General features: G+C 42.7%; 10 protein-coding genes. 6 read left to right on the top strand and 4 right to left on the bottom strand.

What is annotated here, in order from left to right; all coding sequences use genetic code 11:
- Positions 1 to 320: 320 nt before the first annotated feature.
- The 6 genes from HUG15_RS20285 to HUG15_RS20260 all read left to right on the top strand — a co-directional run bounded on the left by HUG15_RS20285 (position 321) and on the right by HUG15_RS20260 (position 3,827).
- Positions 321 to 950 (top strand): class D sortase, encoded by a 630-nt coding sequence (locus HUG15_RS20285; RefSeq protein WP_246516417.1) that lies wholly within the window; start codon positions 321 to 323, stop codon positions 948 to 950.
- Between the two features lie 82 nt (positions 951 to 1,032).
- The gene (locus tag HUG15_RS20280) at positions 1,033 to 1,308 is read left to right on the top strand and encodes a hypothetical protein (protein WP_200125259.1); all 276 of its coding nucleotides are present in this window, start codon (positions 1,033 to 1,035) and stop codon (positions 1,306 to 1,308) included.
- Entirely contained in the window at positions 1,309 to 1,572 is a 264-nt protein-coding gene (locus tag HUG15_RS20275; RefSeq protein ID WP_200125257.1) for a hypothetical protein, read from the top strand.
- A gap of 247 nt (positions 1,573 to 1,819) precedes the next feature.
- Positions 1,820 to 2,080, top strand: a complete 261-nt coding sequence (locus HUG15_RS20270) for a hypothetical protein (RefSeq protein ID WP_200125255.1) — start codon at positions 1,820 to 1,822, stop codon at positions 2,078 to 2,080.
- Positions 2,077 to 2,958, top strand: coding sequence for a hypothetical protein (locus HUG15_RS20265; protein ID WP_211202291.1), 882 nt, complete (start codon positions 2,077 to 2,079; stop codon positions 2,956 to 2,958). The genes HUG15_RS20270 and HUG15_RS20265 overlap by 4 nt, the downstream gene beginning before the upstream one ends.
- A 200-nt stretch (positions 2,959 to 3,158) precedes the next feature.
- Positions 3,159 to 3,827: a hypothetical protein gene (locus HUG15_RS20260; protein ID WP_200125251.1), complete on the top strand. Its 669-nt coding sequence runs from the start codon at positions 3,159 to 3,161 to the stop codon at positions 3,825 to 3,827.
- Positions 3,828 to 3,933: 106 nt separating this feature from the next.
- Here the strand turns inward: HUG15_RS20260 and HUG15_RS20255 are convergent, their stop codons facing one another.
- The 4 genes from HUG15_RS20255 to HUG15_RS20240 are packed head-to-tail and all read right to left on the bottom strand — an operon-like array spanning position 3,934 to position 13,358.
- Complete coding sequence (locus tag HUG15_RS20255) at positions 3,934 to 4,617, bottom strand: 4'-phosphopantetheinyl transferase family protein (RefSeq protein WP_211202290.1); 684 nt, start codon at positions 4,615 to 4,617, stop codon at positions 3,934 to 3,936.
- 10 nt (positions 4,618 to 4,627) lie between these two features.
- A complete protein-coding gene (locus tag HUG15_RS20250) occupies positions 4,628 to 6,043 on the bottom strand; it encodes an MDR family MFS transporter (RefSeq protein WP_200125247.1) in 1,416 nt (471 codons plus the stop codon).
- A 2-nt stretch (positions 6,044 to 6,045) separates the two neighbouring features.
- Entirely contained in the window at positions 6,046 to 6,240 is a 195-nt protein-coding gene (locus HUG15_RS20245; protein ID WP_200125245.1) for an MbtH family NRPS accessory protein, read from the bottom strand.
- A complete protein-coding gene (locus tag HUG15_RS20240) occupies positions 6,237 to 13,358 on the bottom strand; it encodes an amino acid adenylation domain-containing protein (protein ID WP_200125242.1) in 7,122 nt (2,373 codons plus the stop codon). The genes HUG15_RS20245 and HUG15_RS20240 overlap by 4 nt, the downstream gene beginning before the upstream one ends.
- Positions 13,359 to 13,365: the final 7 nt, after the last annotated feature.

The raw sequence follows: 13,365 nt of genomic DNA, 5'->3' as shown, positions 1-13,365 counted from the left end.
CCATTAGACCACTTTCCCACCGCTTGAGAACGAGAACAGGTTTGTCACTCCTCCCTGTGGCGTAGAAATGGTGTTGGCCGAAGAATATAAGCTCAGCAATTATGCATTATAACCCGTGAAGATGATGTGAAAAGTTCAAAGAAAGAACTTCTGAAACACGCGGCTAGGCGGTGAACCCAGTCCTGCTGTTATGCGTAAAGTGGAAGATCGGTACAGCGTAAAAAGCTCGTAATGAAAAAAGATTGTGATTATTTGTGTTTCAAGTTATGATAGGAGTAGCATTCAACCGCCTACGCTTATGTGAAAGGAGATTAGTAGCAATGCGCGTGTTTTTCTATATGCTTATCGCCTTTGGGCTTGCCTTGGCAGGTTGGGCCGGTTATGACTGGATGCAAAGCACGCAAACGGTCGAGTCTATTGAGGAAGAAGCGGAAGCGTCTGAACCGGCACCCGAGCCTGAACCCGAACCTGAACCTGAGCCTGTACAAGAGGAAGAGGAATCGGAACCGGATCCAACTAAATCTTTTGAATTTGAAAAAGGTGATGAAATTGCTTCCCTTGAAATCCCCTCCATAGATTCCCGCTTTGAGGTTTTTTGGGGCACCGATGATGCAACACTCGATCAAGGCGTTGGCATGTATGTTTCCGACGAGTGGACGGAGACCCCCAATGTTCAAAAACACACGGTTTTAAGCGGCCACAGAGACACGGTTTTCACTGAAATGGGAGATGTTGAAGAAGGCGATGTTATGCAGGTGGAATTCGATGGCTGGATTTATGAATATGAAATTGATGACATCTGGATTACCGATGCAGACGATCGAACCGTGATTGTTGAAAAAGACGAACCGGTTTTGACGGTGACGACGTGTTATCCGTTCGATTATATCGGGGCCGCACCTGATCGTTATATTATGCAAGGCGAATTGGTCGATCTATATGAAAAATAACGAAAAGTTTAGCCGCCACGGCTAAACTTTTTTCATAGGGAGCGGAGGCTTGTCATACGTTTACATAAGAAGAGGTGAGCGTATGAGCAGTCTGACTGGGTTATTACTATCGTTTGGATTTTTGTTTATTGTGTTCTTGCTGTTGCTTATTTTCGTGTTGAAAGCTTTCCATCAAATCGTGAGCATGCGCAAATTTCTCCGCATCAATATCATGGCCATCATCGGGATGGGTGCAGTGATCATTATTGGATTTTTGAAAAATTTCTATAGCATCACATTCATGTTGGTCATTCCGGTGGCGATCCAATTGTTTTGTATTCGAAATGTGGTATTGCATTATAGAGGGAGGAAGTATTAAATGTCAACGATGGCGGTCATCGTCGTGATCCAAGTGGTGGCGTTTCTGTTGATCGGCGCGTTCCTTTTGTTTATTATCAATCACTTCAGCAAGTTCACGTTCGTGAATATTCGGAAGATCTTGCCCGGCATCGGTATCTTTGCCGTAGCGATTGTGCTGTTTTCATGGATGATGCAAGGCGGGCAAAGCCTATCCTATTTCTTGTTGCCTATCCTCATTATTGGGATTTTGCTCATCGTAATGAAAAAAGCGCCCGCGCGCTAATTCATGACCTAACATTTGGGCGAGTAGGGAACCGAAAGCGACTTGCACTTCTGTGCGGTCGCTTTTCCTATTTCATAATGATTGTAAAAAAAAGAAAACGATTATGGGCACTGATGACTATGATGAATGCCATAAGGGAATGATCCGCAACACTTCGACATGTCATCCGTTTATGTCAAACCATAAAAGGGGTATATGATAGAAACCGTTCGCATGACGCTGTAAAAAAACGAAAGGAATGGTCACCATGCAAACATGGATCAAGAGAGATAATAATGATTGGTTTCTGTATGAGGTCAATGAAGTGGCTATGGACGGCGATTTACATGAATTTATGATCAGGGATGCCAATGGTAATATACTAGCCATGATCAGACCTGATAACTTGAAAGATCAATCACAGCTGATCGACCACTTAAACAATGGTAAGAGTGTTGACGGATGGAAAGATAGCAAGGGAAACACGATTTTTATCCCCATCGGGGAGGAAGGCAATCATGACGCTTGATCGACGCATGGCATATGACGCAAAAAAGTGAATCATTATTTGGACGTGAGGAATTTCAAACGGAGGGTTATGACGTGGACGTTTTTGGGGAATTTATTCCGTTGCATGTATGTTTGATGCTTGCTGCTATCTATCTAGCCGCATGGATCTGGGGTTGGCGCGGCCCCAGGCGTTACAGGCGAGATCGATTTTTCTCGATGAAGGGCGCCGGGTTCCATGAAGACAGCAGGGAGGATGTGAATGCCGGCAGATTGTTTGATGAAGGACTTCCGTTAACGAACGACGGCTCGATTCGGGGGGATATAAAGGATTCTGCGCGAAGAGATGTTTATTACTTGTACAGCCCTCCCGGTACGAGTTCAGGGGCATCTTGGTCTCACTACATTGCCGACCGTGTCCTGAACAGCCGGAAGACAATCGATTACGCCAAGATGGCGAAAATGCTCGGGGTGATCAGTCTCGACCTGTCACCGGGCTGGCGGATGTGGCCATTGCGCTTCCTGTCCCACTTTGTTTTTTTTCTCTTTTATTTTTTTGCTGTGGGTTTTATGCCTTTAGTGATCGTTATGGAGCATATCGGGGACCAATCTTATGATCCGAACCCGCCATGGGAGTTGCTTGCTCTCGGCGGTTATATGATCCTTATCTATATGGGTTGTCGATTGATCTTGGAAACGATCCAGTATGCCGTTCAGATTCGCCGGTCAAAACGAATCGTCCAGGAACTCAATCTGTTAAAATCTGAGGCGACGATCGATGTCATCAACAAATATCTTCATCGGCAATTTGCTTTCTACATCGTCAGTTATGTGCTCCTCACAGGCATTACCTATATCCTGCTTGGCCAAGCGGAACCGCCATATGGGATTGATTGGTGATTGACATGTCAATCGACAACAAACAGCAACGCAGAAATGCTTGTCGCCGGTTATGTATGATTAGGGTTTTCTGGAGGTGAGGATCAACTATGTTAGGCATTCCTTCGAATATAGTCATGATGCTATGTCTTATATACCTTATTTTATTGCTATGGGGGTACCGTGGGCCACGAAGATATAGACGGGACCGCTTTTTTAGAATGAAACTTCCGGAATCGAAGGAAGAAAGCAAAGAATCCTTTCATGTAAGCAGATTCCTAAGCAGAGGGATTAATAAAGTTAGAGACCCTGCCACTCCGAAACGGCCTGTTAAATATAAACGGCGCGATCTTTATTTTAAGTATGAACCGGGCTATTTTAACCAAGGAACCGGAAATGCCTATTGGCAGTATTATGCTAAAGATTATGTCCAAAAAAGCCGCGAGAACATCGATTATGCTAGAGTGAGCAAAATGCTTGGCGCGATGAGTTTGGAATTTTCGCCAGGATGCTTATTGGCATTACTTAGAATCATATCCGTTTTTTTCTTGTGGTTATTGTTTATTCTCTTTTTCGCATTTCCAACAATTGTGCTCGCCTTGGAATCTTCAACGGAAGATCCATGGGAGATGTACGTACTCGGTTCCTTTTTCCTTATTTTTTATATGTTTTGCCGTCTATTTGTGGAAACCATTCTATATTTCTTTCAAAATAAACGTGCGAAAGCCCTCATAAAAGAAATTAATCTTTTTCAACACGAGACGAGTGTTCTCTTTATGCACAAGTACTTGAACCGTCAATTATTGTTGTATATTGGCAGCTACATATTGGTCATTGCAATTGTCTTTTATTTGGCCATACTGGCGACGCCGCCGGGGGGAGTCGATTAATCCAAGCCGATGGATAATGATGGAACTATTGTTGAAAAATCCAATTAAAATGGCCAACCAGAAATAAATTCTGATTGACCCTATCATACGAATGGCCTGTTATCTCCTAAGAAGGAACATCAAACAAATCTGATTGTGAAACATACGTGACCGGGCTTGGAGATATTGGCTGATGAGCTGATACTGTTAGTTTGTACTGTGGAATTTCATCATAGGGAATAAAGTGATAGATAGTGTTCTCCAACTTATTGCGAATGAATTTTCGCGTATTATCAATGGTGATTTTGTGTAACTCATCGACAAGACCTGTTCCCATGGCTTTTAGACAACTCTCTTTGGCGGTCCATAGTGTATAAAAACGTTCTGTTGGACATTCACTTTCGAATAACCAGCGACGTTCATCATGAGTGAAAATGTTCGAATCCTTCATCAACCAGCCTGGGACGGGTTTGATTTCTTCAATGTCAATCCCAATGATCATCCGTTCAATACTTGCAACCCCCGCAATCCATTGACCGGAATGTGAAAGATTAAAAGCGAATGGCGTGTCTGATTTAATGATTGGCTTTCCGTTTGCATTTCTTTGAAAATGATAATTTTTATGACCGCAGTAAAGATCAAACATATGCATCGCAAGTAAAACGCCGGCAGCTGACCTGTATTGGTCAATCAATTGCTTCTTTTGTTTTTTTATACGGGCATGTTCTTCACATGGTAGGTGTATAAGCAGGTGATGAACGGTATCGTTTGTTAAGCATTCAGGTCGTTTATGCAAGTATATATCGGGCATGTACGCCCCCTTATCTTTGTGAATGTGTAGTTTTTGTATCGGTTTCGATATGTTCACGTTCTTTTGAAGGTTGAAATACGATGTCGGTATCTTCATTTTTAATTGACTGGGCGATGATTAAACCAATACTGAGCACACAAGCTGCGCTGATAAGTGCAAGGGAGTAGCTCATTGTTTCACTTCCTATTTCCATCACGAACGCTAACAGAGCTATTCCCATAGCTGAGCTCGTCCGGTTTTGAACTTGGAATAAAGTTGTCGCGTTAGACATGTTCTCATTTTGAATTCGTGCAAATGCAGTTACTTGAATGGTTCCTACAGTATGACCGAGAAAGAAACCAATCAGAAATAGGAATCCCCGTAAGTACCATTCATTCGTGTGTGGTGTGATTTGACTTAAACTTATTAAAATAAAAATGGTTACAACCAACCCCGTAGAAATGACGAGCCTGGGCCCCCATTTTTTATTTGACAAGGGGACGAGTTGAGAGGCAAGCATTAAACCAAGAGCCTCCGGGAATATAATAAGTCCTGCTTCGAGGGCAGTGGCGTCCATTGTGCGTTGATACATTAAAGGAAAAGCGAATAAGAAACCGTGTAAGGCGGCTTGAGAACAAGCCATAATGAACGTCATTCGGCGATATAAACGATCAGAATGGGCACTTAGATCCAACAAAGGTTGTACTGTCTTTTGATAAGTGAACATCCAACATAATAGAAGGCACATTCCCAGAAGTGTGCAAGTGGCTATGATTGGAGAATCCCACCCGAAAACATGCGTCTGACTTAATCCGAATATCGTAAGTCCAAGTCCCGGACAAAGAAGGAGGAATCCTCTAAAGTCAAATTTCTTTTCCATTTGACTTGTAAATTCCTGAAGGTAAATAACGCCCAGGGTAATCGCGATCGCACTAATTGGGATGTTAATTATAAAGATCCATCGCCACGTGAATTCCTCAATGATAACGCCTCCCACAACCGGACCTAAAGCCGGAGCCAGAGCCATCGGTACGATAAGCATTCTTGCTAATTGTGGTCTCTCTTCCGCTGTAAATGTACGGTAGATCATGGCCATGCCAATTGGAGCGATCATTGCACCTGCCGCCCCTTGAGCAATACGGGCGATGCTTAACATTTTAATGTTTCCTGCCAACGCGCAAAATAAAGAAGACGTTGAAAATAAGGCTAAAGCAACGAAGAAAACCTTCTTTGAGCCAAATCGTTGGCTTAGCCAACCGGCAGTCGGCAGAAAGATTGCGAGACTGACTAAATAACCGATATTAATCATACTTACTGATGCAGGACGCACCTGAAGATCAGAAGATATTGTTGGTATAGCGATGTTTACGATCGTTGTATCCATTGCAACCATAAACATCGCCATGACATAGACAGTGCACAGTACAATTCGTTCACGTTTAATCACATTTATTTTGTCCCGTCAGGCCGATACAGTTCTTTCCAATGAGTATCGATATATTCCAAACAAGCATTATAATTTTGTTCGAATACAATAGTCCATCCATCAGGGACAGGAAGATCGATTCGCCAAATCGAGTATTGTCCATTTTGATTCATTAATACGCGATATTGTTCGTCCTCATTCTCGCGAGGGTCATTCATGTGTGTCCCCTTCCTTTCTCCATTTTAGTTAAATGATTTGCCACAACTTCTCCAATTTCTTTAACCGGCTTTGGCTGGCACATGTCTTTATGTTTGCAATAAACATCGTGTACTTTGAGGTCTCCGGTGATATAAGATTGCCACTCAGACATGGAAATAGGTTCAATCCATGATGGGAGGACGGTAGATCGGAAAAAGAGAACATCGCCATCATAGCGTTTAAGATCATGCGTATGAAGAAGCTTGATGGAATTTATGAACGTATCCTTTAATCGATACAAGGTGTCTTTATCTAAGCTTGCCAATGCACTGTTCTCATTTTTTAACCAAGAAATTGCTTTTGCGAGCGTAATATTGTCATCATCGATTGATTCGATGTCATATCCTCCCATAGCTAATAAAGCATTGATGGCTTCCAATTCATCTGGTATTTCACTAAATGGAAGCATGTGACTTGGATATGAATCTAAAATTGCAAGTAATTCGACTCTCTCGCCAATCGTTCTCAACCGGCAAGCAATCTCAAAAGCAATATTCCCGCCGAGAGACCAGCCGAGGAGGCGATAAGGCCCTTCAGGTTGCGTATGTCGCATATGCGTTACATAATCGTCAACCAGTTCATCTAGCGAACGTGCGATGGTGTCTTGATGCAAAATGCCTCTGGCTTGAAGACCGTAAATCGGAACATCATCGATCGACTTTATTAACCCTGCATAACACCAGCTAAGTCCGCCGGCTGGATGAATACAAAAGAGGGGGGTGCTGTTTCCGCTTTTACGTAGGGGAAGCATAACATCCAACTCACTTTGAGAATGATCACTATTAAGCAATTCCGCTAGTTCGGCAACTTCAGGCGCTTCAAACAATGATCGAATTGAAAGGTTGTCGTTAAAATGATGATTTATTTTTCGAATGAGCTGAATAGCGAGCAACGAATGCCCGCCGCATTCGAAAAAGCTATCATAGATTCCGATTTGGTCTATTCCTAGTGTTTCCTCGAATAATTGACACAGCACTTCTTCTTGGGGAGTGCGTGGACTTGTCGTTTGCGCTATTTTCTGTACAGGTTTTGGCAGTGCTTTCTGGTCAAGCTTTCCATTCGTTGTCAGCGGCAATTGATCCACGCTAACATAATGAGACGGTAGCATATAGTCAGGGAGAACCTTCTTTGCTTCTTTTTTGACATAAGAGATAAGACCCTCATCATTTTGATCGTGTTGGTGATGAACGATATAGGTGACGAGCCGCTGATCGCCGGGGTGATCTTCTCTTAGGATCGTCGCACACTGTTCAATGCCCGGAATCCTCGAAAGTGTATGATTGATTTCTCCTAATTCAATGCGGAAGCCACGAAGCTTAATCTGATGGTCGATTCGACCTAAATATTCGATCCGGCCATCACTTCTCCATTTCGCAAGGTCCCCGGTCCGATACATTCTTTCATTAATTGCATATGGATTTGCGATAAAACGGGTTGCCGTTAATGCGGGCTTTCCAAGGTATCCTTTAGCCAATCCGCTGCCTGTTACATACATTTCACCTGTTGTGCCCGGAGGAACAGGTCGCAGTTGGTCATCCAAAATGTAGATGGCAAGGTCAGGGATGGAATCGCCAATGATGCTTCCTCGCTGATTTAGGTCGTTTTCGTTTAACTTTACATAACTGACATGTACGGTCGTTTCGGTAATCCCATACATATTAATTAAACAAGGCTGATCTGGTGCATAGCGGTCATACCAACCTGCAAACTTGCCTAAATCTAATGCTTCACCTCCGAAAATAATAAATCGTAAACTTGAAAGTGTTGGTTGTTGAAAGCCTTTATCAACTTCTAACAACGGATAAAAAGCAGAAGGAGTTTGATTCAGGACCGTCACGTCTTCATCCTGGAGCAACGCTCGAAAAGAATGTGGATCACGACTCGTTTCGTATGGAACGATCACTAATTTACCTCCATGTAACAGGGCTCCCCATATTTCCCATACAGAAAAGTCAAATGCGTAAGAGTGAAATAATGGCCATGTATCATGATGATCAAACGAGAACCATTGATCCGTTGAACGGAATAGTCGCACTACGTTTGCATGTGTAATGACGACACCTTTCGGTTTTCCTGTAGATCCTGATGTATATATCACGTAAGCCGGGTTCTCTGGATCTAGTGTCGTATTTCTTTCATTAGGTTGCAGATTGGTTTTTGATTTTGACTTCAATTCTTGCTGGACATTTTCATTATCTAGAACAATCGTTTCGGCATCGATAGAGTGAAAAATATTTATGCTGGTTTCTGCATTCGTAATGATGACCGATGGACGCGAGTCGGAAACTAAATATTCCTTTCGATCGGCTGGATAGTTTGGATCAATTGGTACATAGGCTGCCCCGGCTTTTAACGTGCCAAGGATTGCAACGATCATATTCAATGACCTTGGAAGTGAAATGGCGGCGAACCCGTTCCCGCCGACGCCTTTTTCACGTAAACAACGTGCGAGTTGGTTTGATTTTTCGTTTACATCTTGATAAGACAACTGTTTGCCCTCGAATGATAATGCGCATTTTTGTGGGTGTTGCTTCGCTTGTCGTTCGAAATGATCCACAATCGTATCTGATACAGGAACCGGATTCGGTGTTTTGGATGTTGTGAGCGCTGCAATCTCCCTTTTGTTTAATACGTCGATACCATCAATCTTGATCGCCGGGGTGGAACATACGGTTTCTAAAATACGGATAAAATAGGTTTTGAGTTTTTGAATGGTATTTTCATGAAACAGGTCGCGACGGTATTCAAACATGCCCTTCACCCTTTTGTTACCATGAGAGGAATGTACTTCTGACAGTTCTAAAGAGAGGTCGAACTTCGCATGGCCTGTAGGATAAATGGTCTCCTCAACGGTTACATCATCGATGGATAATGAAAAATCCGGGAGATTTTGATAGGCAAACATTACCTGAAACAATGGATTTCTACCTTTTACTCTTGTCGGATTAACAGCTTCGACAATTTGCTCAAAGGGAACATCCTGATGTTTATGAGCGCTTTGGATTCGTTCTTGTACTTGAGCAAGCACATCAATGAAACGAGCGTGCTCGTTTGGTTTTGTGCGAACAACAAGCGTCTTTACAAACAATCCGAGCAGTGAATCCGTTTGCGCATGATTTCTTCCTGTTACCGGCAAGCCAATGGGGAGATCATTTCCTGCTCCCATTTTGTTCAATAGAATCGAGTAAGCTGTAAAAAGAACAGTGAATAAACTGGTGCCTTGCTCTTGGGCAATGGTTTCCAATCGCGCAACGGATGATTCGTCTAGTTCTACTGATTCATATCGCGCACTCATTTTGAGAGATGGATCCCGGTTTCCGTCTGTTGGTAATTGAATCTCTTCCGGTACATTGTGCAGTTCATTTTTCCAGAATGATAATTGATCAGTTAATGTTTGTTGATGTTCGCTAAACCAACGCTTCTGCCAACGCATATAATCAATATAATCAATGGAAGGCGTATCGAAAGAAGCCGATGTTCCGCGTTTATGAGCATTGTAAGCGGCACTGAAGTCATTTGCGAAGGTCGATAGCGACCAGCCATCTAAAATGATGTGGTGGAATAAAAAGAGAACCGCTTGGATAGATTCATTCCCATGAATGATAAATACGCGCAACGGATGATCGTTTTCAAGGTTAAACGTATACTGGCTTAGATCATTTAGGACTGTCTCAAGATCCTCATCGTTAAGGTGAATATTTGTTATAAATGGTTGATCATCGCCTGGTTGTAACTGTTGAACAGGCTTATGATTTTGTTCAAAAAATGAGGCGCCTAACATGGCATGGCGAGTGATCACATCGCCTAAAGCAACCCGTATAAGTTGCTCGTCAAGTTCGCCCTCCTTCATTTTAACGACGAATGGTATATTATATGCCGAGTTTGGCCCTTCAAATTGATGGAGAAACCATAGGCGTTCTTGTTCGACTGTTAAAGGTACAATATCTTTGTGATTATGTGTAGGTACAATTGGTGTTGTAATAGGATTCATATCATGAAGTCTTTGGCAAAGTCCTTCAATGGTTGGGAACTCGAATATATCTGCTATGCTCACTGCTTTACCGAAATGGTTTTGGATACTTCTTGATAACTCAACAGCTTTTAAAGAATGACCGCCCAGTGTAAAGAAATTCTGATTCATGCTAATATCGTTATTTAAACGAAGGGCATTCTTGAATAGCTGAGACATCATGACTTCATCATCTGTTCGTGGCGGTAATAAGTGGCTTTCTTGATGTTCAACATTTGGCATAGGCAGTGCTTTCCGATCGATTTTTCTGTTTTCTGTTAAAGGCAATTCATTTAAGTGAACAAATTGAACAGGGATCATATAATCCGGTAGCGTTAATTGCAGTGTGGTACGCAGTTTTTCGTCCCATAATTCCGCGTTGTATTTATCATCTTGCACAATATACCCGATCAGTTGCTGTTCATCATTCACTTCGATCGCTTGGACAGCTACTTGTTTAATTCCTGATAATGCCGTTAATGCGTTTTCAATTTCCCCAATTTCTATGCGAAATCCTCGAATTTTCACCTGATGGTCGATTCTGCCTTTATGAATCAGACCATACTTCTCATCCCATGTTGCTAAATCACCGGTTCGATAGAGCCTGGATCCGTCTGTGCTGAACGGGTTCGCGATAAAGCGATCGGCCGTTAAAGAGGGGCGATTCAGATAACCGATTGCCAGTCCGTCACCCCCAATATACAGTTCACCGGTAACACCGGCAGGCATAGGCTGTAAATGATGATCAAGAACAAAAATATCAGTATTACTGATTGGCAAACCGACGGTATTCACACCGATTTCATCCGTTGTAACTTTCTTTAGCGTTGACCAGATGGTCGTTTCGGTAGGGCCGAATAAATTTGTTACCTCGCATTGTAATGCTAAGAGCTTTTCCTTTAATGACTCCGGCAATGCTTCACCGCCAACAAGTACTCGTAATCCTTTAAGAGAGTCAGGATAATAATGGACGAGCGTCTGCCACAATGTTGGTGTTGCTTGCATAACGGAGATACTGGCAGAAGTGACCTGGGAGTCGAGTTTTTTAGGGTCTTGGACCACTTCTTTTTCAGCGATAAAAAGGGTTGAACCGTTCATCAAAGGCAGATAAAGCTCTAATGCTGAAATATCGAATCCAATCGTAGTGACAGCTAAGAAACGGTCGCTTGGTTTTAAATTGAATGTTGTGTTCATCGATTCCAAAAAGTTTAGTAAAGCTTGCCTTGATACAACGACTCCTTTCGGGCGTCCGGTGGATCCGGAAGTGTAAATCACATATGCAGGATTGCAGTGTTTCGGTACGCGATGTTGCACAAATTTACTTGAATAGTCATGTAGCGTTTTTTGGAATGTCTGCTCATCGATAAAGTATGTTGGTGTATCCAGGTTTTTTGACCATAAACAATGGGTTGTGGTCATTAAACAAGTTGGTTTTGTATCTTGTACCATATAGGTTAGTCGTTCAGCCGGGTAATCAGGGTCCAATGGCAAATAAGCAGCTCCCGCCTTTAATGTCCCGAGCATTATCGCTACCATATCAATGGATCGTGGCAGCGCAATGGCTACATAACTGCCTTCTTGAATGCCTTGTTCTACGAAAAAGTTTGCATAACGGGCCACTTCTTTACGCAGCTCTTCGTAACTCATTTCATGGTTGCCGCAAACAATTGCTCTTTCGCTTACATTATCCCAACCCTCAATGTCATCTAAAAAGAACGCTGATGACCATTGGTGTACAGGACCAGTACCTATACGCATTAGCTGATCGTATTCTTCGCGAGGAAGAACGGATAGGTGCTGAATCAGCTCGCCATTCCCTGTATTAGCGAATTGCTTAATGAGGTCGAGCAGTCTTTGAAGATGACGCTTAAGTTCGTGGGGCTTGTAAATATCAGGGTGGCCATCAATATCTACGAGTAGCGAGCTATCGTAATTGGTATAGAAATGGGCGGTTATATCTTCTGTCGGACCTGCAGACAGGCGGTGCAGTTCTGTCTCACAACCTTCAATCTTAGGGTGAAGATGGAACGGCATCACATTTACAATAGGTCCAAATAATCGATTGTAATGACCGACTTTGCTTAAATCCCGCCTCAAATGTTCATGGCGATAGCCCCCGTTTTTCTTTGCCTTTTGTATTTCGAAGTGAACGTTTGAAACCAGTTCTTTTAATGACAACTTCTCATTTATAATGATTCTTAAAGGTACCGTGTTCATGACGGTTGTAGGAACGTATTGCGAAGCATTTCCGAACCTCCCCATGATTGGAAAACCAAGAACGATATCTTCAATTCCTTTTAATTTGTGCAAGTAAACGGCAAATGCTGCAACAATCGTTTCGGTCCATCCACCGTATTCTTTTGCGAGCAATGTCGTTTGTTCGGCCGGAACGTTCCCACGTTCTCTATTTACTGAATACCCCATTGATTTTGCAGGCTCTTTTAAACTTTGGATGGAGGGGTTATCTTGAAATTTATCCAACCAGAACTTACGGTCTTTTTCTATGGTTTGTGAATTTACGTAATCTTGGTCTGCTTGAATCCAATCATCATAAGAATGAAAAGGCGTAGGGGACGGCTTGTCTTGCAGTAACGCCGAATAAAGGTTAACTGTACGCTGCATTAAGAGCGAAAAAGCATACCCGTCCGCTGCAATATGATGAATTCTTAAAAACCAGTAGTAATGATTTTTATCGAGTTGGATAAGTGCTGTTCGAAATAATGCGTCTGATTCTAATTGAACAGGATGTTCAAGATCTTTTTTCATCCATGACTGTGCAGCAAGCTCAGCGTCTTTCTCTTGGGTTACATCAATATGATCGACATTTACGTTTTGTTTGTGAGGTCGTTGCAGAAGTTCTCCATCCGCTTCATAGAAAGAAACGTGTAATCCGTTAGCTTCGCTTAAGCTTGTTTGGATGGCAGATATAAATTGCTGTATGTTCAGACCTCCCTTAATCTCCAAGTATTCTGCGGTATTGTACGTTGGGTTGTTCGGATCCAGTTGTTGAGAGTACCATATTCCGGCCTGCGCGCCGGTGAGTGGTTTTGGCGTGACTGTCTCCGTCATGGTAACG

It is taken from the genome of Salicibibacter cibarius (assembly GCF_016495725.1).
Taxonomy (GTDB): Bacteria; Bacillota; Bacilli; order Bacillales; family Marinococcaceae; genus Salicibibacter; species Salicibibacter cibarius.
The sequence above is the reverse complement of the archived record's forward strand: the minus strand, read 5'-3'. Positions and strand labels throughout refer to the sequence as shown.

Coding starts and splice junctions, on each gene's coding strand:
- HUG15_RS20255 (WP_211202290.1), bottom strand. CDS start 4,617: ATGCCCGATATATACTTGCATAAACGACCTGAATGCTTAACAAACGAT.
- HUG15_RS20245 (WP_200125245.1), bottom strand. CDS start 6,240: ATGAATGACCCTCGCGAGAATGAGGACGAACAATATCGCGTATTAATG.
- HUG15_RS20270 (WP_200125255.1), top strand. CDS start 1,820: ATGCAAACATGGATCAAGAGAGATAATAATGATTGGTTTCTGTATGAG.
- HUG15_RS20275 (WP_200125257.1), top strand. CDS start 1,309: ATGTCAACGATGGCGGTCATCGTCGTGATCCAAGTGGTGGCGTTTCTG.
- HUG15_RS20285 (WP_246516417.1), top strand. CDS start 321: ATGCGCGTGTTTTTCTATATGCTTATCGCCTTTGGGCTTGCCTTGGCA.
- HUG15_RS20240 (WP_200125242.1), bottom strand. CDS start 13,358: ATGACGGAGACAGTCACGCCAAAACCACTCACCGGCGCGCAGGCCGGA.
- HUG15_RS20280 (WP_200125259.1), top strand. CDS start 1,033: ATGAGCAGTCTGACTGGGTTATTACTATCGTTTGGATTTTTGTTTATT.
- HUG15_RS20260 (WP_200125251.1), top strand. CDS start 3,159: ATGAAACTTCCGGAATCGAAGGAAGAAAGCAAAGAATCCTTTCATGTA.